This is a genomic window from Rhodoblastus acidophilus (assembly GCF_900187365.1).
Lineage (GTDB): Bacteria > Pseudomonadota > Alphaproteobacteria > Rhizobiales > Beijerinckiaceae > Rhodoblastus > Rhodoblastus acidophilus.
Window position 1 is genome coordinate 518,227 of sequence record NZ_FYDG01000002.1, and the last position, 17,743, is coordinate 535,969.

A 17,743-nucleotide genomic window follows, 5' to 3' on the forward strand; every position below is an offset into this window, starting at 1 on the left:
CCGGCCTATTCGGCCGCGGCGCCCTCGCCGCGCAACGGCCCGGGATAAGCCTTGACCGCCCGCGCGATCAGTTTGTGTTCCTGCGTTTGGATCAGCCACCATCCCACGGCGATCCCGATTGCGACGCAAGCCAGCGTGATCTTGCCGAGCGGGCCGGACACGCGCTCGAAGGCGTCTCCGAACGCATAGCCGCCCAGCCCGAAGATCAGCGCCCAGATCGCGCCGCCGCTGGCGTTGTAAACCAGAAACTGCCCCCAGCCATAGCGGTTCACGCCGGCCAGGAACGCCGCGAAAATGCGCAGCAGGGCGATGAACCGGCCGAAAAACACGATCTTCGCGCCGTGATGGGCGAACAGATATTGGCCGAGCTTGATGCGGTCGTCGGTGAGGCCGAGCCGGTGGCCGTGGTTCAGCAGCAGCGGCAGGCCGAAGCGCCGGCCGGCCAGAAAGCCGAGATTGTCGCCGAAAATCGCGCCGGCCGCCGCCAGCAGGATGACGATCTTGATGTCGATCAGGCCGGTGGCCCCGGCGAACATGGCGGCGAGCACCAGCGCGGTCTCGCCCGGCAGGGGAATGCCGGAGCTTTCCAGGGCGACGATGCAGAAAACGGCCAGATAGGCGTGCTGCGCGATCAGCGGCTTGATGGTTTCAATCAACACGATGGGTCAAACTCCCTGTCGGCGGCCCGTTGTCGCGCAACGTCCGGCGGAAAGCCGGATATCGCTGGGGGGACAACGGTCTAACCAACAGAACCTGCCTTTGGGTTCAGGCCCAGAGGTCCGGGCAAGGCCGCCCTGGCCTCCGCGATCATCCTCGCCTCATGCGTGCGCACATAGCGGCGGAGAAACGCCAAGCCCGCCAGCGCCAGCACGAGCGCCGCCAGACCGAAGGGTCCGGCGATCCGGTGGAAATCAGCGCCGAGAAAATAGCCCCCGAAGCCGAAGATGCAAGCCCAGACGATCCCGCCCGCCGCATTGAACAGGAAAAATCGCAACGGCGGCACTTTGTTGGCGCCGGCGAGCACGGCGGCGAAGGCGCGCAGCACCGCGACGAACCGGCCGAAAAACACGATGGTTCCGCCATAGCGCCGGAACAGATATTGCCCCAGCCTGAGCCGGTCCTCGTCGAGCCCGATCTTGCTTCCATGGGCCAGCAGCAATTTCAGCCCATATTCGCGCCCCACCCAGAACCCGATGTTGTCGCCGACAATGGCGCCGGCGGCGGCCAGGGTCACGATTTGCGCGATGGAGCCGTGGTGGCTGTGGCCCGCCAGCACGGCGGCGGCGACCAAGCTGGTTTCGCCAGGCAGCGGAATGCCCGAACTCTCCAGCGCGACCAGGAAAAACACCGCCCAAGGGCCGAACTGGATCAACAGCTCTGAAAAATCAGGCACTTGCCTCTCCTTGCGAAAAGGCCAGCGTACAGCAGTTCGCGCGGCGCTTCGAGCGAGCGATCAACAGATCAGGAATGCAGCGCGTGACGCGCCTCGCCCGTGTTGAAGGGGCCGGCCTCCGCCGCCCAGGTCAGCGGCGGCGCGCGCCATTCGGGACGGCGCAGGCGCCGGGGCGCGAGGTCGAGCGCGCCATTGAGCGCGACATCGAGCACATGGCGCAGGCCGGCCAAAATCGGCATCTCGGCGCGGCGCATGCCATAGGCGAGCTGCCGGCGCAATTCGGGCGACGCCTTGCGCTCGTAATCGGCGACCAGCGTCGCGACCAGAGCGCCGCGCGTCAGCCCGGCCGGGCGCGCGGCCTTGTCAATCCGGCTCACCAGCCCGCCGCCGACGCAGAGCAGGGCCGCGGCGGCGACATGTTCGTTGGCGCAGGAGCGGAACAATTCAGTGGCGTCCATGAATGTCTCCGTTCGGGGGATTGGAATGGTCCGGCTGGAGCCGGACGCAAAGCAGTCGCGAACATTTCGGATTTCGCGACAATCATAACGCGCGCTTTCCTCAGCCCCCAATCACATTCATGTGAATCGCCAGCTTTTACTTAGACTTATTCTTTGGCGCCCGGCCCGTAGCCGGCGAATTTCTCGACGAGACCCGCGACATGGCCGCTGTCGAGCAGCGCCGGGCCGCCCGCGAGGCTGGCGAGATAATGCAGCTTGGCCAGCGTCTCCAGTTCGCCGGCGAGCCACAGCGCGCGTTGAAGGTCGGGGCCGATCGCGATCATGCCGTGGCTGCCGAGCAGCACGCCCAATCGCCCCTTCAGCCCCTCCACCGCCAGATCCGACAATTCCTGCGTGCCGAACGGCGCGTAATCGGCGCAGGGAATGCTGTCGCCGCCGAAAGCGGCGACCATGTAATGGCTGGCGGGAATCGGCCGCCGCAGCATGGACATGACCGTGGCGTAGGGCGCATGCGTATGCACCACCGCGTTCACTTCCGGTCGCGCCCGAAAAATGTCGCGGTGAAAGCGCCATTCGCTCGACGCCTTGACGCCCGCGACGGGGTCGCGCGCCGCCGCCTCGGCGTCGAGCGACTGGCGCAGGATCATCTCCGGCGCCAGTTCGTCATAATCGACGCCGCTCGGCGTGATCAGCATGTCCGCGCCGCAGCGGACGGAAATGTTGCCGGCCGCGCCCTGGTTGACGCCCTTGGCGTTCAACGCCCGGCAGGCCTCGACCAGTTTCTTGCGCGCGAAAGCCTCGTCCATCACCAGGTTCCCACGTTCTGCGCGCTGGCCCAGGGCTCCTGCGGCGCCAGCGCCTTCCCGCGCTGCAGCAATTCGATGGAAATGCCGTCGGGCGTGCGGATAAACGCCATGCGGCCGTCGCGCGGCGGACGGTTGATGACCACGCCCGCCTTTTGCAGCCGCTCGCAGCTGGCGTAAATATCCTCGACCTCATAGGCGAGATGGCCGAAATTGCGGCCGCCCGTATAGGCCTCGGGGTCCCAGTTATACGTCAGTTCGAGCAGGGGCGCGCCGGCGTCGGCGCTGCGCACGTCTTCTTCGGCGGCGAGATAGACCAGGGTGAACCGGCCCTGTTCGCTGTCGAAGCGGCGGATTTCCACCATGCCCAGCTTGCCGAGGAAGAAATCGAGCGACGCGTCGAGATCCGCGACGCGGATCATGGTGTGAAGATAGCGCATGACGAACTCCTTTTGCGCGACGCGAAAAAAACGCGCCGGCCTGTCATTGAGCCTTGGCGCCGTTGTTGTAGCATCCGGCGGCGCGTTTGGCTGCACCGACGGACGAAGGCGCGCGCCTTGCCGCCGCCGCAGAGGGTCTGCTATCTGAGAGACCAATTGGGGGGACACGTGACCGAACACGCCGCGCTCAAGGAAAAGGTCGCGCTCAGCTCGGTTTTCGCCAGCGCGCTGCTCACGGTCGGCAAGGCGGCGGCGGGCCTGACGTCGGGTTCCCTGGCGCTGTTGTCCGAGGCCGCCCACAACGCCATCGACACCGGCGCGACCATCCTCACCTATTTCGCCGTGCGCCAGGCCAACAAGCCCGCCGACGACAAGCACCATTACGGCCACGGCAAATATGAATCGCTGTCGGCTTTGTTCGAGACCGGGCTGCTCGCCGGCCTCGCGCTCTATGTGCTGTTCACCGCCGTGCAGCATTTGCGCGAGGGCGTCGAAGCCGTGGACGTCTCAGGATGGGCGTTTGGCGTGCTCATCGTGTCGATCGTCGTGGACAGCGCGCGTTTCCTGACCCTCAGCGCCGTGGCGAAAAAGACCGGAAGCCATGCGCTCGCCGCCGACGCGCTGCATTTCGCCAGCGATCTCGTCGGCTCCGCGCTGGTGCTGATGGGGCTGGTCGCCAATGCTTACGGTTTCAGGCAGGGCGACGCGCTGGCCGCCGTCGGCGTCGCCGTGTTCATCGGCTTCGCCGGCTATCGCCTGGGCGGGGAAACCCTGGGCGTGCTGCTGGATCGCGCGCCGGAAGGCCTCGCCGACCGGCTGCGCGAGGAGATCGCGCATGTGCCCGGCGTGGTCGCCGTGCACGCCATCAAGCTGCGCCCCAACGGTCCGAAGATCCTGGGCGAGGTGTTCATCGACGTGGCGCGCTCGCTGCCGCTGGAGCGGGTCGCGGAAATCGAGGCCGCCGTGCGCGCCCGCATCGGCGAGGTTTCGCCGGAGACCGAGGCCAATGTGTCGGCCTCGCCGCGCGCGCTCGACGACGAGACCCTGGCCGAGCGCATCGTGATGATCGCCGCGCGCAAAAAGCTCGCCGTGCATCACATTTTCGTCCACCATCTCGGCGTCCGCGACTGCATCGCCTTCGATCTCGAAGTGGATGGCGCCCTCTCCACCGGCGAGGCCCACGGCATCGCCACCGCGCTGGAAAACGACATACGCGCGGAAATCGGCGCGGAAATCGAGGTCGAGAGCCATATCGAGCCGCTGCATGCGGACAAGCTGATCGGCCACGAGTCCGACGCCGCCACGCTCGCCACCATCGCGCAGGCGCTGAAACGGGCCGCCGCCGGCCATGAGGCGATCGCCGACGTGCATGACGTCCGCGTCCGCGTGACGGTCGAGGGGTTGGTGGTGAACTTTCACGCCCATGTCTGGCCGACCCTTTCGGTCGCCGCCACCCATGAGGCGATGGAGGAGATCGAGCGCGCCCTGCGGGAAAAAATGCCGCATCTGCTGCGCGTGGTCGGCCATGCCGAACCGGCCGGCGAGGCGTGACAGGAACTTTTCGCCGCCGCTCACGTCGTGTCGGTAGAGGACGCAAAGCTCATGACTGATACACATTCAGGCGCCGCCGGCGCTGAAATCTCCGTGGTCCTGTCGGCCGAGGATCTCGCGCGTCTCGACCTTTGGCGCGGCGCGCAGCCGGACCGGCCGGACAGGCCCGCCGCGCTGCGGCGGCTCGCCGGCATGGCGCTGGAGGAATTCGGGCAGGTGGAGACCCTCACGCCCGATCAGCTCAACGCCGCCAACGACGAGTGAAGACGCGCCGCCAGCGCGGCGATGAGCCGCCCCGGCGCGCGTCGCGGGATTAGCCGCCGAGCTTGGCCATCAGCGCGTCGGAAATCTCGAAATTGGCGTAGACGTTCTGCACGTCGTCATTATCTTCGAGCGCGTTGATCAGCTTCAGGATCTTTTCGCCAGCCTCGTCATCGACCAGAATATTGTTCTGGGGACGCCAGATCAGCTTGGACGATTTGGGCTCCCCGAACCTGGCTTCCAGCGCCTTGGTCACTTCCGCGAGGCCTTCCAGCGACGTGGTGATCTCGTGGCCTTCCTCGTCGCTGGAGACGTCGTCGGCCCCGGCCTCGATCGCCGCCTCCATCATGGCGTCCTCGCTCGCCGCCTTGGCGGGGAACTCGATCACGCCGACGCGGTCGAACATGAAGGACACCGCGCCGGTTTCCGCCAGCGCCCCGCCCGCCTTGGTGAAATAGGAGCGCACTTCGCCCGCGGTGCGGTTGCGGTTGTCGGTCAGCGCCTCGATGATCACGGCGACGCCGCCCGGCGCGTAGCCCTCGTAACGCACCTCGTCGTAATTCTCGGAATCGCCGCCGGCGGCCTTCTTGATGGCGCGCTCGATATTGTCCTTGGGCATGTTTTCCGCGCGCGCGGCGAGAACCGCAAGGCGCAGGCGCGGATTCATCGCCGGATCGGGCATGCCCATTTTCGCGGCGACGGTGATTTCGCGGGCCAGCTTGGAGAAGATTTTGGAGCGGATCGCGTCCTGCTTCCCCTTCTTGTGCATGATATTCTTGAACTGACTATGCCCGGCCATGGGTATCCCTGCTGTTCTCGCTAGAGCGCAAATTCGACCGCGCCTTATAAACGCGCGAAACGCCTCTGAAAAGCCTCACACCGCCGCAAACGGGCCGGATCAGGCCGGCAGCGCCTGCGCCAGCAATCCGCCCACCCGCACCGGCTCGACCCGTTTCGCCAAACCATCCGCCCCCGTCTCGACGAACAGGCCGCACAGGGTCGCCGGCCCGTCGGCCGGCTCGAACCGCGATCCCGGCGTCTTGCGGATGAAACGCCGGATCGGTTCGTCCTTATCCATGCCGATCACCGAATCGTAATCGCCGGTCATGCCGGCGTCGCTCTGAAACGCCGTGCCATGCGGAAGGATGCGCCAGTCGGCCGTCGGCACATGGGTGTGCGTGCCCACCGCCATGGAGACGCGGCCGTCGGCCAAATTGGCGAGCGCCTGCTTCTCGCTGGAGGCTTCGGCGTGGAGGTCGAGGATGATGGCGTCGGCCGCCTGCCCCAGCGGACACGCGGACAGTTCGCGCTCGACCGCCGCGAAGGGATCGTCCATCGCATCCATGAACACGCGGCCGAGCACGCTGACCACCAGCACGCGCGCGCCGGCCTTGGTCTCGTAAAGCCAGGAGCCGCGCCCCGGCGTGCCCGGCGGATAATTGACGGGGCGCAGCACATGCGGCGCGCGCTCGATGAACACCAGGGCTTCGCGCTGGTCGAAGGAATGATTGCCGAGCGTGACGCAATCGACCCCGGCGTTGAGAAAATCCTGCGCGATATTTTCCGTGAGGCCGAAGCCCCCGGCGGCGTTCTCGCCATTGGCGACCACGAAATCCAGCCCGAGTTTTTGCCGCAAGACCGGAACATGTTCCGCGATGGCGGCGCGGCCGGCGCGGCCGATCACATCGCCGATGAAGAGCAGGCGCATGAGTCTCCCATGAAATCCAGGATTTGATGTTCGGTTATCACGAAATCCAACGGCGCGTCGTGTTTTTCCACCGGCAGGTCGCGCGCCCTTTGCACAGCGAAGGCGAGTCCGCCCGCCGCCAGGAGCGCGCCGCCGGCCCGCAGCGCCGCCAGCGTCGCGTCGTAATAGCCGCCGCCAAAACCGAGGCGCCCGCCCTCGCCGTCGAAGGCGAGCAGCGGCGCCAGCAGGATTTTCGGCGTGAGCGCCGGCGCCTCCGGCGGCGGCTCGCTCAGGCCGAACCGGCCGGACGCCAGCGGTTCGCCCGGACGCCAGCGCCGAAAGACCAACGGCGTGGCCTTGGCGGCGGCGCAGGGCAGCAGCGTCAGGAACCCCAGCGCGGCCAGCGCGCCGAGCAACGGCGCCGCGTCGAATTCGCCCGGCAAGGCGCAATAGAGCGCCACCGGCGCCTGTTGCGGCGCGAGCCCGGCGTTTTGCGCGAGACGATTGAGGAAAGACGGCGCGGTTTGCGCGACGGCGCGCGCGGCGGCTTCGGCCTCGGCGGCAGGAATGGCGGCGCGCAAAACCTTGAAGCGCGCCCGCAATTCAGCCTTGAAATCCGCAGTTCTATCCAGAGCGCAGTCCTCGCCGAGCGGCGCCCGCTCCGGCGCGTCGAAAACAGGTGCGGGCCACAAAAGCCGTGGGACGGATCCCGGGTACCTACATAGTAGGTGGGCGCCGTGTGCCAAAGTCCACGGACGAGGGCAGGGACAGCTCCCTAAGGGATCGTAAGGCCCCGGGGAAATATCCACACGCACCCCGCAGCGCCGCCCGCTTAATTTAGGGGCGTTCGGCCGCCGGCGCCATGACAAAATGTGATGTAAAAACAAAAAAGCCCGCGAGGGACTCGCGGGCTTGCGCATGTGTCGTCGCGGCGGATCAATTGTCCAGGAACGACCGCAGCTTGCGCGAACGGCTGGGGTGCTTGAGCTTGCGCAGCGCCTTGGCCTCGATCTGACGGATGCGTTCGCGCGTCACCGAGAACTGCTGGCCGACTTCTTCCAGCGTGTGGTCGGTGTTCATGCCGATGCCGAAGCGCATGCGCAGCACGCGTTCCTCGCGCGGCGTGAGCGAGGCCAGCACGCGCGTGGTGGTCTCGCGCAGGTTGGACTGGATCGCCGCGTCGATCGGCAGGATCGCGTTCTTGTCCTCGATGAAATCGCCGAGGTGCGAATCCTCCTCGTCGCCGATCGGGGTTTCCAGCGAGATCGGCTCCTTGGCGATCTTCAGCACCTTGCGCACTTTTTCCAAGGGCATGGCGAGCTTTTCCGCCAGTTCCTCCGGCGTCGGCTCGCGGCCGATCTCATGCAGCATCTGCCGCGACGTGCGCACGATCTTGTTGATCGTCTCGATCATGTGCACTGGGATGCGGATGGTGCGGGCCTGATCCGCGATGCTGCGCGTGATCGCCTGCCGAATCCACCAGGTCGCATAGGTCGAGAATTTGTAGCCGCGCCGGTACTCGAACTTGTCCACCGCCTTCATCAGGCCGATGTTGCCCTCCTGGATCAGATCGAGGAATTGCAGGCCGCGATTGGTGTATTTCTTGGCGATGGAGATGACGAGGCGCAGGTTGGCCTCGACCATTTCCTTCTTGGCCTGACGGGCTTCGCGCTCGCCCTTCTGCACCATATGGACGATCTTGCGGAATTCCTGGATTTCCAGGCCGGTTTCCGTCGCCAGCGCATGGATTTCGCTGCGCAGATCGTGAATCTCGTCCTTGGAGGTCGCCACCAGATCGCGCCAGCCGCGCGCGCCCAGCTTGGAAATGCGCAGCACCCATTTCGGATCGAGTTCCGCGCCATGATAGTTGCGGAAGAAGTCCTCGCGCGCCACGCCGAAGCTTTCGGCCAGACGCAGCAGCTTGGTCTCCAGCCCGATCAGGCGGCGGTTGATGTCATAGAGCTGCTCGACCAGCGCGTCGATGCGGTTCTGGTTGAGCGACAGCGACTTGACGTCGGTGACGATCTCCTTCTTGAGCGTCTTGTATTTGCGCTCCTGGGCCGGGGTCAGCTGCTCGTTCTTGAGCTTGTTCTCGACATTCTGGTCCTGCAGACGCCGCAGCTTTTTATAAGCATCGGCGACGCGATCAAAAGTTTCGAGAACCTTGGGCTTCAGCTCGGTTTCCATGGCGGAGAGCGACACGGAATTCTCCATGTCGTCCTCTTCGTCGAAATTCTCGGGCGGGATCGGCGCCTCGTCCTCCAGGCCCGCCGGCGGGTTGCGCGGGGCGGTCGAGGGGGCTTCGCCCTCCTCGTCCTCCTCCTCCTCGCCGCGGACGCCGCCCTTGCCCTCGGGTCCGGCGTAGGTGGCTTCAAGGTCGATGATCTCGCGCAGCAGCACCCGGCTCTCGACCAGTTCGTCGCGCCAGATGATGATGGCCTGGAAGGTCAGCGGGCTTTCGCACAGGCCGGCGATCATCGCCTCGCGCCCGGCCTCGATGCGCTTGGCGATGGCGATTTCGCCCTCGCGCGACAACAGCTCCACCGAGCCCATCTCGCGCAGATACATGCGCACGGGATCGTCGGTGCGGTCGGCCGGTTCGGACGTGCGGGTCGCGACGGCGCGCGCCGGCGCGGCTTCGGTCAGCTCGCCGCCCTCGGCCTCCTCCTCCTCGGCGGGAGCCTCTTCCTCGGTCTCCTCGGCGTCGTCGCCCTCGATGACGTTGATGCTCATTTCATTGAGCATGGCGTACACGTCCTCGATCTGGTCCGACGACACTTCCTCGGACGGCAGAACGGCGTTCAATTCGGCATAGGTGACGAAACCGCGTTTCTTGGCGGTCTTGATCATGCGCTTGACGGCGGCGTCCGACAGATCCAGCAAGGGGCTGTCGGCGACGTCCGCAGCAGCCTCGCCCTCGGGTTTCGCGTCGTCTTTCTTGGCCATATGGCGACTCCAGAACATTTCCATGCTGGCCCGACGGCGAATGCCGCAGGCGGGCGCCGAAGCGCCAATCGAGCCTGCGCGCGCTCCCCCCTGGGAAACGCGGACAAGCTCAAGAATTCCTCATCGGCGGCGCGCGAACTGCGAATCGCCCTCACACCCAAGTTGCGCGGAAAGATTTAAGACCCGCTTAACCATGTGTTTTCCGGCGGATTTCCCCCCCGCGACCGCGCGTCGCAGCGGAAGGTCAGACATTTCTGTCTTCGCGCCCCGACGATGCGCCGAAGCCCTCAATTGTCGCCTCCACGCCTTCAAGCGCAGAAAGCTGCGCTCTTATATCCGTCAGGGCCGCGAAACTGGCCTCATCGTTTTGCCCGGCGCCAAGAGCCGCCTCCGCCTGCCTTAGTTCCCTATGTAGCGCCCGCTGCTTGCGATGCAAGGCCAGAGCCTGTCGCAAAGCCACGTCTGCGTCGTTTTCGTGAGCCTCGGGCCTTACGCACCAAAGTGTCGAAATTGTGGCGTTGCCGGCGATTTCCTCAAAAAATAAGCCGAAACCCCTTGAGCTTAGCTTTTCCCGCAGCGTTTCGGCGGTCATATCGGGTTCCGCCAGCCCCAGCAGGGCGTCACGCAATTTCTCGCCCTGGCCGCCGGAAAATTCGAGACGGGCGAGATCCTCGGCGTGCCGCGAGATCAGGTTGGGGTGGTTGACGAGCAAAGCCAGAATCAGCGTTTCGCGCGGCGCCGACGCCTGTTTGGGCGCCGAAAACAGACTCGATCGCAGCAGAGCCGAACTCGCGGTCATCGGCCCGCGCGACCCCGGACGCGGCGCGCCCCTCCCGCGCGGAACGAACGGCTCGCGCGCCTCGCGCCGCCCGCGCCCGAACAGCTGGAACTGCCGTTCGCGGAAATCGTCGAGATAATGCCGGCGCAACACCTCGTCGCGAATCTGGCCGGCGCAATCGCGCAGCCGGCGCTCGAAGGCGGCGCGGCGCTCGGGCGTGTCGAGCGGATGCGCCTCGACCTCGCGCGCGAAAATCATCTCCGCCATCGGCTTGGCGGCGTCGAGCACGGCTTGCAGCGCGGGCGCGCCGCCGGAGCGGGCGAGGTCGTCAGGATCCTGGCCCTCGGGCAGCAGCGCGAAGCGCAGGCTCTTGCCCGCCCCGATCAGCGGCAGCGCGGTCTCGACGGCGCGAAACGCCGCCTTGCGCCCGGCCCGGTCGCCATCGAAGCACAGAATAGGCTCCTCCGCCATTTTCCACAGCAGTTCGCATTGATCGGGCGTGAGCGCCGTGCCGAGTCCGGCCACGGCGTGATCGAACCCGGCCATGCTCATCGCGATGACGTCGACATAACCTTCGACCGCGATCACCGTTCCGCGCTCATGCGCCGCCTTGCGGGCGACATGCAGGTTGTAGAGGTTCGAGCCCTTGTGAAACAGCGGGGTTTCCGCCGAATTCTTGTATTTGGGCTGAACCTCCTGGCTCATGGCGCGGCCGCCGAAGGCGATGACTTTTCCGGCGCGGTCGCAGATCGGGAACATCACGCGGTCGCGGAAGAAATCATAGGGCACGGCGATGCCCTCGCCGTGAGTCAGCAGCCCGGCCTCCTTCATCACTTCGGCGTCGCAGCCTTTGCCCGCCAGATAATCGCGCAACGCGAAGCGTTCGCCCGGCGCATAGCCGAGCCGGAACCTCCGTTGCGCCTCGGCGGTGATTCCGCGCTCGGCCAGATAGGCGCGCGCCTTGCCCCCGGCGGCGCCCTTCAGGGTCCGCTCGAAAAAATCGGCGGCGAGTTCAAGCGCTTCGAGGTGAGTCGCGCGTTTCTTCTCGAAAGCGGCGCTTTCCGGCGTCTCGACCGGCAGGGAGAGGCCGGCGAGGCCGGCGAGCTGCTCGACCGCCTCGGGAAAGGGCAGGCCTTGCGTCTCCATGACAAATTCGAAGATGTCGCCGTTCTTGCCGGCGGAAAAATCGAAGAACTGGCCCTTCTGGTCGTTGACGTAGAACGACGGCGTCTTCTCGGCGGTGAACGGCGACAGTCCCCGCCATTCGCGCCCCTGTTTTTTCAGGCGCACGCGCTGGCCCGCGACCTCCGACATGGGAAGCCGCGCCCGAATCTCGTCGAGAAAGGAGGGCGTGAATTTCATCGTCCGGTCAGAATGCTCGCCTATTTGCCATGACGTCGCGGCCGCTCCGATGCAAGCCCGACCGCGACGAGTCGCCGACTTGTCGCCGCTATCCACAGGGCGAAGGTCGACGCCAAGGTCGACCCTTGGCCATATGGACCTTCTCCGAGGCTTTGACTAGAGACTCGCGCCCTGGATGGAACGCCGGAAGACCTGCCCCGTTTTTCGGACACAATTCCTGCCCAGATTGCAAAAATGTCCGGCGTGATTCCTGTCGGGTCGGGGCGACAAACACCGTGAGAGACCATGCGTCTGATTGCCAAATTCGCCGAGATGAAAACCCAGGGCGAGAAAATCGCCACCATGACCGCCTATGACGCGCCGCAGGCGCGGGCGCAGGCTGCGGCGGGCGTCGACGCCATTCTCGTCGGCGACAGCGTCGGCGTGAACATTCTCGGCTACGCCAGCGAGCGCGAGGTGACGCTCGCGGACATGGCGCATCACACCGCCGCCGTGCGGCGCGGCGCGCCGGACACGTTCATTTACGCCGACCTGCCCTTCGCCACCTACGACACGCCGGAGCAGGCGGTGGCGAGCGGCCTCGCGCTGCAAAAAGCCGGCGCCAACGCCGTCAAGTTCGAGGGCGCGCACCCCGACATCGTTCACGCCCTGACCAGCGCCGGCGTGCCGGTCTGCGGCCATATCGGCTACGAGCCGCAAACCGGCGAGCGCCGCGTGCACGGCAAGACGTTCGAGGAGGCCCAGCGCCTGCGCGAGGAGGCGAAACAGCTCGACGCGGCCGGCGTGTTCATGCTGGTGCTGGAGCTGGTGCCGGCCGAACTGGCGGGGATCGTCACCAAGGAGATCAAGGCGGCGACCATCGGAATCGGCGCCGGCCCCGCCACCGACGGCCAGGTTTTGGTTTTCCCGGACGTGCTCGGCTATACGGAAAAGAACTTCCGCCACAACAAGCGTTTCGCCGAGGTCGGCGCGGCGATGCAGACCGCCTCCGCCGCCTATGTGGCCGAGGTCAAGAGCGGCGCGTTCCCGACTTTGTCCAATTGCGCGGCCATGCCGGCCGACGTTTTGGAGCAGCTTTGCAAGAAGGCGGGCTAACGGCCCGCCGGCCAAAACCGCTTGAACGCCCGGACAGGCTCGAACTGGAACCGCACCTTGTGCGGCCCCGGCGCGAGCCTGACCGCGCGGAACATCAGGTTCGCCTTGAGCAGTTCCGCCTCGACGCCATCGACATAAACCGCCTGCCAGTTCTGCCAGACGTCGTTGAGGACGAGAAAACCGCCAGAGGCGGGCGCCGTCGCCTCGACCTCGACCAACGTGTTTTCGTAGGCGGCGATCCGGGCTTCGCCGGCCTCGCCCCCAGACACGTCTTGCGGCGCCTCCTGGCATGACAGCGCCAGCCGCGCGCAATCGGCGCGGTCGAACAGCACATTGCGGCGATAATCCAGGTCGGGCACGCCGCCGTCGCGTTCCAGCGCCGCGAAATCCGCCGCGATGGCGCGCGCCGGCGCCAGCACGCGCGGCAAAGCGTCCTTGTTCTCGTAGATAAAGGCGTCGGCGGTCTGCTTCGCCAGCGGCAGGTCGCCCGGTTTCAGCGTCTTGTCGATCTGCTCGGCGGGAACGCCGGTGGCGATCCAGCGCAGGCCCATCAGATTGGCCATCGGCGATTTGTAGGACGGAAACGCCGGCGAAAATTCCCGCTGCTCCGGCAGCGCGACATGGTCGATGGCGTGGGTGACGTCCACGAACAATTGCAGGCGGATCGGATTATAGCCGAGATCCATGTCGAGGCCATGGGTCAGCCCGGCGTTGGGCCAATGGAAGTCGATCCCCGCCAGCTCGACGCGGTCGCGGCGGTCCGGCGCGGCGTTTTCCGCCAGCTTCTGCTTGAGGAAACCAATGGTCTCGTTGCCGGTCTGCTCGCGCAGGACGTCAAAAGTTTCCGGCGGCAGCGCGGTCGACTGATTCGGCCGGTTGTTGAGCGAAAGGTCGAAGGTGAGCGGCAGCGCGACCAGCAGCAGCGCCAGCGCCGGCCGGCGCTCAAACCGCCGCGCGGCGAACAGGCCGGCGAAGGACAGGCCGAAACAGGCCAGCGCGAAGCCGATGGCCGGCAAGGCGTCGGCATGGCCCTTGGCCAGCGCGACCCCGACGCAGGCGATCAGCACGGCGCCGAGCAGGCCATAGCCGAGCGGCGCGCGGCGGTCGGCGGCGGCGGCGCTGAGAAAGCTCGAAACGCAGAAACCGCCGAGCACGGCGGCGAAAGCGCCGATCTGGAACGTGGCGTCGGCCGGGCGGCGGAACAGATTGGCGCCGGGCACGTCGAACAAAGCCGGAAACACCGGCGTATATTTGCCGATGGCGTAAACATACATCGCCAGCAGCGCGCCGAAGAAAAACACGGCGGGGCGGCGCAACGCCCAGCCGCGCCCGATCCCGAACACGAGCAGCGCGGCGACCGGCAGCGCGCCGAAATACAGTTCGCCCATGTTGCGGGCGATATAGAGGCCGGTCTCGCCCCAGCCCGGCGAGGGCGGCCCCCAGAACCCGGACAACGGCCCCTGCACGCCGAACAGGTCGGCGACGAAGGCGGTCAGCACGGAGGCCGGATGCAGCGAGCCGCGCATCGCCCCTTCCAGCGTGATCTCCGAGCGGTTGGACTGCTCCGCCAGCGCGAGGGTCCACAACAGCGCGGGACCCGCGACGATCAATCCGACCAGCGTCCCGCCGGCCAAAGGCTTGAGCATCCGCGCGAAACGCTTGCCGGCGCCCAAACCGTCGGGCGCCGGCGGCGCGAAGACGCGATAGACGACGAAAGCCGCCAGCACGAGGCAGAACAGCCAGGCGATCTGGTCGCGCCCCAGCACCATGAAGGCGGCGAACAGGCCCGCCGCCATGCCCCATCGGAACGAGCCGCGGTCGAGCGCCCGATTCAGCGCCCAGAACGCCAGCGGGAACCAGGAAAAGCTGAGGATCTGCCCGGTGTGCTGGATGCGCCACGCCGCCGACCCGCCATAAGCGAACGCCAAAGCCGCGACCAGCCCGCCGGCGGCGCGCCAGCCCCGGTCGCGGAAATACAGCATCCAGCCGAGGCCGCCGAGCGTCAGCATCAGGAAGGCGACGCCATCGGCCTGCTGGAAATTCGGCTCGGGGACCAAAGCCGCCAGCGCCAGATAGAGCGGGGAAAAGATCAGGCTCTGCGGATCGGCGATTTGCGGCATGCCCGCAAACACATTGGGCGTCCACCAGGGCGCGGCGCCGCGATGCAGCGCATGGGCGAGGAAGGACAGCTGCGGCTGGAAATGCGCCTTGGCGTCCCAGGGAATCGTCACCTGTCCCGACACCCACGGCCAGCACAAATACAGGCTGGCGGCGAAAAAAATCAGAACGGAGGCGAGAAAAACCCGGAACGGCTCAGTCTTCGGCGGTGGGGACATCAACATCGAGCAAATGACCTGCCCTGTCGCGCTTGGTGGCGAGGTAATGAATATTGTGCGGCGTCGGCCGCCCCTGGATGCGCTGGTCGCTGACCTCGAGGCCGGCGGCGCGCAAAGCTTCGATCTTCTTGGGATTGTTGGTCATCAGCCGCACGCGGGTCACGCCGAGCAGATCCAGCATCCGCGCGGCATAGCCGAAACGGCGCTGGTCGAGGCCGAACCCGAGAATCTCGTCGGCGTCATAGGTGTCGTAACCCTTGGCCTGCAGGCCATAGGCGCGGATCTTGGTGGCGAGGCCGTTGCCGCGCCCCTCCTGGTCGAGATAGAGGATCACGCCGCCGCCGTTCTCCGCCATGAATTTGACGGTATGGCGCAACTGGTCGCCGCAATCGCATTTCAGCGAACCAAACAGATCGCCGGTGAGGCAGGCCGAATGGAGCCGCACATGCACCGGGCCGGACAGGTCGGGTTCGCCGACGATCACCGCGGCCTGGTCGCGCAGGCCCTCGCCGCCGCGAAACACGGCGATCTCCGAATGGGGCGCGCCTTCGAGCGGCACGGGCGCGCGGCCGATCAGCCGCAGCGACGTAATTTTTCGCGCGCGAAACGCCCTTATGTCGCAGCCGGCGACCTCGTTGAGGCCGGCGACCGGCGCGTCCAGCCGGATGAGAAGCGCGGCGGGCAGCAAATGCGCGAGACGCAGCAGGTCAAGCGCCGCCTCCTCCGCCGGAATGGGAGGGACGACGGGCGAGTCGATGCGGGCGTCCTCGTCGAGGATCAGTGCGGAAATGCGATCGAGATTGACGTCCGGCAGCGCGATCAGGCCGGGCCCGTCGCGCTCGACGCCGAGACGTCCGAGCCTTTGCTCGCTGAGGATCAGCCGCGCCCCGCCGATGCGCGCCAGCGAGTCCGCCGCGTGGCTGTCGAGCTGTTCGGCCGGATAGACCAGCAGCCGGACCGCCGTCTCCGTGAGCATGACCGGCCGACCCGCGCGCAATTCGGCGATGGCGCGCTCCACCGAGACAGCCCCAAGACTTTCGTGCGCCGGAAACAGACCGGATATATCGTGCATGGGCCTCTTGTGACTCCGAAAGCGCGGCGGCGACATAGCCTACATAGTGCTTTCGGCCGCGCGAAGCCAGCCTCATGCCTTACGGTGCGGGCGACGCCCGCACGCCCGCGTCACGGCTCGATGGCGGCGGCGGCGGCGGCGCGCGCGAGACGCTCTTCGCGCTCGGCGTCTTTTTCCGCCTTGCGCAGCGCCCGTTCGTTGACGCGCCAGTCGAGGCCCGGTTTCGTCGTCGTGCCGTCCGGCTGCAGCACATGGACGATGCGCTGGTTGTCGAAACAGGTGGTGGCGACGGCGTGATTGAGCCGGTTTTGCTCGCAGGCGCTGGCCAACGTCGCCTCGACGTTCTCGGCATGAAGCGCCTGGGCCTGGGAGACGAGCCAGCAGATCAGGCCGAGCGCCGCCAGCCCCGCCATCACCGCATGGTTCGTTCCGTCCTCGGCCGAATCCTTCAGCGAGGTCCAGAAGCCGCGCCTGGGTTCGGGCATGGGCCGCGGCCGCGGAACGGCGGCGCGCCGCCTCGGCGTCCACGCCGCCGGCTGCGGCCGACCCCCATTCTGGTTCTTCTGACGCATTCGTTGGACAATGCTGTGATAATCGAAATCAATCGAATTGGTCAGATTCTTGCTCATGCGGACTGTCCGTTGCAAAGCGCCCCGCGCGCCGACAGAGCGAAAATGCCGGCCAACCGCCAAACAATCCTCACCCTTGAAGGCGGCATTTTAAATAAACGCCGGCGCCTCGGGCGTATATTTGAAAAAATAAAGGCAATACAGAAATATAGCTCAGACAAATCCGCGAAATTGTTTTGCGTTTCTTTCTGACGCGGGGCGAACGCCCGCCCTGACGCAAAACGGCCGGCGCGCGGGACGCGCCGGCCGTTTATTCCAGCGATTGAAAGCGATCGACCCGCGGCCCCGCCGGGGGTCAGAATTGCGACGGCGCTAGCCCCTTCGCCTCACGCACGGCCGAAGACTCGGCCTTGCGCAGGGCGGATTCGTTCACGCGCCAGTCGAGGCCCGGCCGCGTCGTGCTTCCGTCGTCCTTCAGCGTATGGACGACGCGGCGGTCGTCGAAGCAATAGGTCGAGGCGGCGTGCGACAATTGGTTGTTCTGGCACGCAACGGCGCGCGCCTCCTCGGTGCGGCGCTCGAAAACGCCCTGGGCCCAGCAGCCGAACCAGACGACAAAGCCGAGCATGACCAGGCCCGCCGCCACCAGTTGCTTGGATTCGTCGCGCAGCCCCGCTGCGATCCGCGACCACAGCGATGGGCCCCGTTGCGGTTGCGCCACCGCGCGGGCGCGCCGCCATGCGCCGGGCGCATGATGCGGCTTGGCGGGCGACGACGGCCGGTGCTTTTCCTTGGCGTTGCGGATGCGCGACATCACGCTCTCGTAGTCGAAGTGGCTGGAATGAGCCAGTTTGGTGCTCTTCATGGACCTATCCGAAGCAGAGGCGCGAACAGCGCGGGCAATCACCAAAATCGGCGATCAGCCCTTAAAGAACAGCCAGTTGAATCCCTTGCATTTGACGCATGCGCGCTTGAGCGGACAAAGTCCGGCC

General features: G+C 66.3%; 18 protein-coding genes and 1 other RNA gene. 4 read left to right on the forward strand and 15 right to left on the reverse strand.

Translation table 11 applies throughout. The features are described from left to right. Positions 1 to 5: 5 nt before the first annotated feature. The 5 genes from CFB24_RS07715 to CFB24_RS07735 form a co-directional block, all read right to left on the reverse strand. Entirely contained in the window at positions 6 to 659 is a 654-nt protein-coding gene (locus CFB24_RS07715; RefSeq protein ID WP_088519982.1) for a DedA family protein, read from the reverse strand. Positions 660 to 739: 80 nt separating this feature from the next. Then, entirely contained in the window at positions 740 to 1,393 is a 654-nt protein-coding gene (locus tag CFB24_RS07720; RefSeq protein WP_244593065.1) for a DedA family protein, read from the reverse strand. A 68-nt stretch (positions 1,394 to 1,461) separates the two neighbouring features. After that, positions 1,462 to 1,851, reverse strand: a complete 390-nt coding sequence (locus CFB24_RS07725) for a hypothetical protein (protein WP_088519983.1) — start codon at positions 1,849 to 1,851, stop codon at positions 1,462 to 1,464. 146 nt (positions 1,852 to 1,997) lie between these two features. Continuing rightward, the gene (locus CFB24_RS07730; RefSeq protein ID WP_088519984.1) at positions 1,998 to 2,657 is read right to left on the reverse strand and encodes a class II aldolase/adducin family protein; all 660 of its coding nucleotides are present in this window, start codon (positions 2,655 to 2,657) and stop codon (positions 1,998 to 2,000) included. Further along, complete coding sequence (locus tag CFB24_RS07735) at positions 2,657 to 3,094, reverse strand: VOC family protein (RefSeq protein WP_088519985.1); 438 nt, start codon at positions 3,092 to 3,094, stop codon at positions 2,657 to 2,659. Before CFB24_RS07735 ends, CFB24_RS07730 begins: the two co-directional genes overlap by 1 nt. 168 nt (positions 3,095 to 3,262) lie before the next feature. Here CFB24_RS07735 and CFB24_RS07740 point away from each other — a divergent pair, with 168 nt between their 5' ends. Beyond that, a complete protein-coding gene (locus CFB24_RS07740; RefSeq protein WP_244593064.1) occupies positions 3,263 to 4,645 on the forward strand; it encodes a cation diffusion facilitator family transporter in 1,383 nt (460 codons plus the stop codon). Positions 4,646 to 4,696: 51 nt separating this feature from the next. Beyond that, the gene (locus CFB24_RS22490) at positions 4,697 to 4,909 is read left to right on the forward strand and encodes a hypothetical protein (RefSeq protein WP_111390719.1); all 213 of its coding nucleotides are present in this window, start codon (positions 4,697 to 4,699) and stop codon (positions 4,907 to 4,909) included. A gap of 49 nt (positions 4,910 to 4,958) precedes the next feature. On the opposite strand, the gene CFB24_RS07745 is transcribed toward CFB24_RS22490, so the two are convergent. From CFB24_RS07745 to dnaG, 6 genes are all read right to left on the reverse strand, one after another. Continuing rightward, positions 4,959 to 5,705, reverse strand: a complete 747-nt coding sequence (locus tag CFB24_RS07745; RefSeq protein WP_088519986.1) for a YebC/PmpR family DNA-binding transcriptional regulator — start codon at positions 5,703 to 5,705, stop codon at positions 4,959 to 4,961. Between the two features lie 99 nt (positions 5,706 to 5,804). Continuing rightward, complete coding sequence (locus CFB24_RS07750) at positions 5,805 to 6,614, reverse strand: TIGR00282 family metallophosphoesterase (protein ID WP_088519987.1); 810 nt, start codon at positions 6,612 to 6,614, stop codon at positions 5,805 to 5,807. Beyond that, positions 6,587 to 7,285 (reverse strand): 5-formyltetrahydrofolate cyclo-ligase, encoded by a 699-nt coding sequence (locus CFB24_RS07755; RefSeq protein WP_088520135.1) that lies wholly within the window; start codon positions 7,283 to 7,285, stop codon positions 6,587 to 6,589. Before CFB24_RS07755 ends, CFB24_RS07750 begins: the two co-directional genes overlap by 28 nt. After that, a non-coding RNA gene (gene ssrS / locus CFB24_RS07760) (6S RNA) lies at positions 7,274 to 7,421 on the reverse strand. Before ssrS ends, CFB24_RS07755 begins: the two co-directional genes overlap by 12 nt. A gap of 108 nt (positions 7,422 to 7,529) precedes the next feature. Continuing rightward, positions 7,530 to 9,539 (reverse strand): RNA polymerase sigma factor RpoD, encoded by a 2,010-nt coding sequence (rpoD, locus tag CFB24_RS07765; protein WP_088520136.1) that lies wholly within the window; start codon positions 9,537 to 9,539, stop codon positions 7,530 to 7,532. Between the two features lie 244 nt (positions 9,540 to 9,783). Then, entirely contained in the window at positions 9,784 to 11,679 is a 1,896-nt protein-coding gene (dnaG, locus tag CFB24_RS07770) for a DNA primase (RefSeq protein WP_088519988.1), read from the reverse strand. A gap of 285 nt (positions 11,680 to 11,964) precedes the next feature. On the opposite strand from dnaG, the gene panB reads away from it, so the two are divergent. Continuing rightward, positions 11,965 to 12,774 carry a 3-methyl-2-oxobutanoate hydroxymethyltransferase gene (gene panB, locus CFB24_RS07775; protein WP_088519989.1) on the forward strand — a complete coding sequence of 270 codons (810 nt, stop codon included), beginning with the start codon at positions 11,965 to 11,967 and terminating at the stop codon, positions 12,772 to 12,774. On the opposite strand, the gene CFB24_RS07780 is transcribed toward panB, so the two are convergent. The 3 genes from CFB24_RS07780 to CFB24_RS07790 all read right to left on the reverse strand — a co-directional run bounded on the left by CFB24_RS07780 (position 12,771) and on the right by CFB24_RS07790 (position 16,667). Beyond that, positions 12,771 to 15,116: a glycosyltransferase family protein gene (locus CFB24_RS07780; RefSeq protein ID WP_244593063.1), complete on the reverse strand. Its 2,346-nt coding sequence runs from the start codon at positions 15,114 to 15,116 to the stop codon at positions 12,771 to 12,773. The genes panB and CFB24_RS07780 overlap by 4 nt on opposite strands. Then, positions 15,088 to 16,182, reverse strand: coding sequence for a GTP cyclohydrolase II RibA (gene ribA, locus CFB24_RS07785; RefSeq protein WP_088519991.1), 1,095 nt, complete (start codon positions 16,180 to 16,182; stop codon positions 15,088 to 15,090). The genes CFB24_RS07780 and ribA overlap by 29 nt, the downstream gene beginning before the upstream one ends. Positions 16,183 to 16,292: 110 nt before the next feature. Further along, positions 16,293 to 16,667 (reverse strand): hypothetical protein, encoded by a 375-nt coding sequence (locus tag CFB24_RS07790; RefSeq protein WP_141098385.1) that lies wholly within the window; start codon positions 16,665 to 16,667, stop codon positions 16,293 to 16,295. 102 nt (positions 16,668 to 16,769) lie between these two features. Between CFB24_RS07790 and CFB24_RS22495 the strand changes: the two genes are divergently transcribed. Beyond that, positions 16,770 to 17,003 carry a hypothetical protein gene (locus tag CFB24_RS22495; protein WP_141098386.1) on the forward strand — a complete coding sequence of 78 codons (234 nt, stop codon included), beginning with the start codon at positions 16,770 to 16,772 and terminating at the stop codon, positions 17,001 to 17,003. A 103-nt stretch (positions 17,004 to 17,106) separates the two neighbouring features. On the opposite strand, the gene CFB24_RS07795 is transcribed toward CFB24_RS22495, so the two are convergent. Further along, positions 17,107 to 17,616 (reverse strand): hypothetical protein, encoded by a 510-nt coding sequence (locus CFB24_RS07795; RefSeq protein ID WP_088519993.1) that lies wholly within the window; start codon positions 17,614 to 17,616, stop codon positions 17,107 to 17,109. Between the last annotated feature and the right edge of the window lie 127 nt (positions 17,617 to 17,743).

Excerpts from the sequence above, each read along its gene's own strand:
- CFB24_RS07795 (WP_088519993.1), bottom strand. The coding sequence starts at position 17,616 with ATGAAGAGCACCAAACTGGCTCATTCCAGCCACTTCGACTACGAGAGC.
- panB (WP_088519989.1), top strand. The coding sequence starts at position 11,965 with ATGCGTCTGATTGCCAAATTCGCCGAGATGAAAACCCAGGGCGAGAAA.
- CFB24_RS07790 (WP_141098385.1), bottom strand. The coding sequence starts at position 16,667 with ATGCCCGAACCCAGGCGCGGCTTCTGGACCTCGCTGAAGGATTCGGCC.
- rpoD (WP_088520136.1), bottom strand. The coding sequence starts at position 9,539 with ATGGCCAAGAAAGACGACGCGAAACCCGAGGGCGAGGCTGCTGCGGAC.
- dnaG (WP_088519988.1), bottom strand. The coding sequence starts at position 11,679 with ATGAAATTCACGCCCTCCTTTCTCGACGAGATTCGGGCGCGGCTTCCC.
- CFB24_RS07735 (WP_088519985.1), bottom strand. The coding sequence starts at position 3,094 with ATGCGCTATCTTCACACCATGATCCGCGTCGCGGATCTCGACGCGTCG.
- CFB24_RS07725 (WP_088519983.1), bottom strand. The coding sequence starts at position 1,851 with ATGGACGCCACTGAATTGTTCCGCTCCTGCGCCAACGAACATGTCGCC.
- CFB24_RS07730 (WP_088519984.1), bottom strand. The coding sequence starts at position 2,657 with ATGGACGAGGCTTTCGCGCGCAAGAAACTGGTCGAGGCCTGCCGGGCG.
- CFB24_RS07750 (WP_088519987.1), bottom strand. The coding sequence starts at position 6,614 with ATGCGCCTGCTCTTCATCGGCGATGTGATCGGCCGCGCCGGCCGCGCC.
- CFB24_RS22490 (WP_111390719.1), top strand. The coding sequence starts at position 4,697 with ATGACTGATACACATTCAGGCGCCGCCGGCGCTGAAATCTCCGTGGTC.
- ribA (WP_088519991.1), bottom strand. The coding sequence starts at position 16,182 with ATGCACGATATATCCGGTCTGTTTCCGGCGCACGAAAGTCTTGGGGCT.
- CFB24_RS07780 (WP_244593063.1), bottom strand. The coding sequence starts at position 15,116 with ATGTTGATGTCCCCACCGCCGAAGACTGAGCCGTTCCGGGTTTTTCTC.
- CFB24_RS07745 (WP_088519986.1), bottom strand. The coding sequence starts at position 5,705 with ATGGCCGGGCATAGTCAGTTCAAGAATATCATGCACAAGAAGGGGAAG.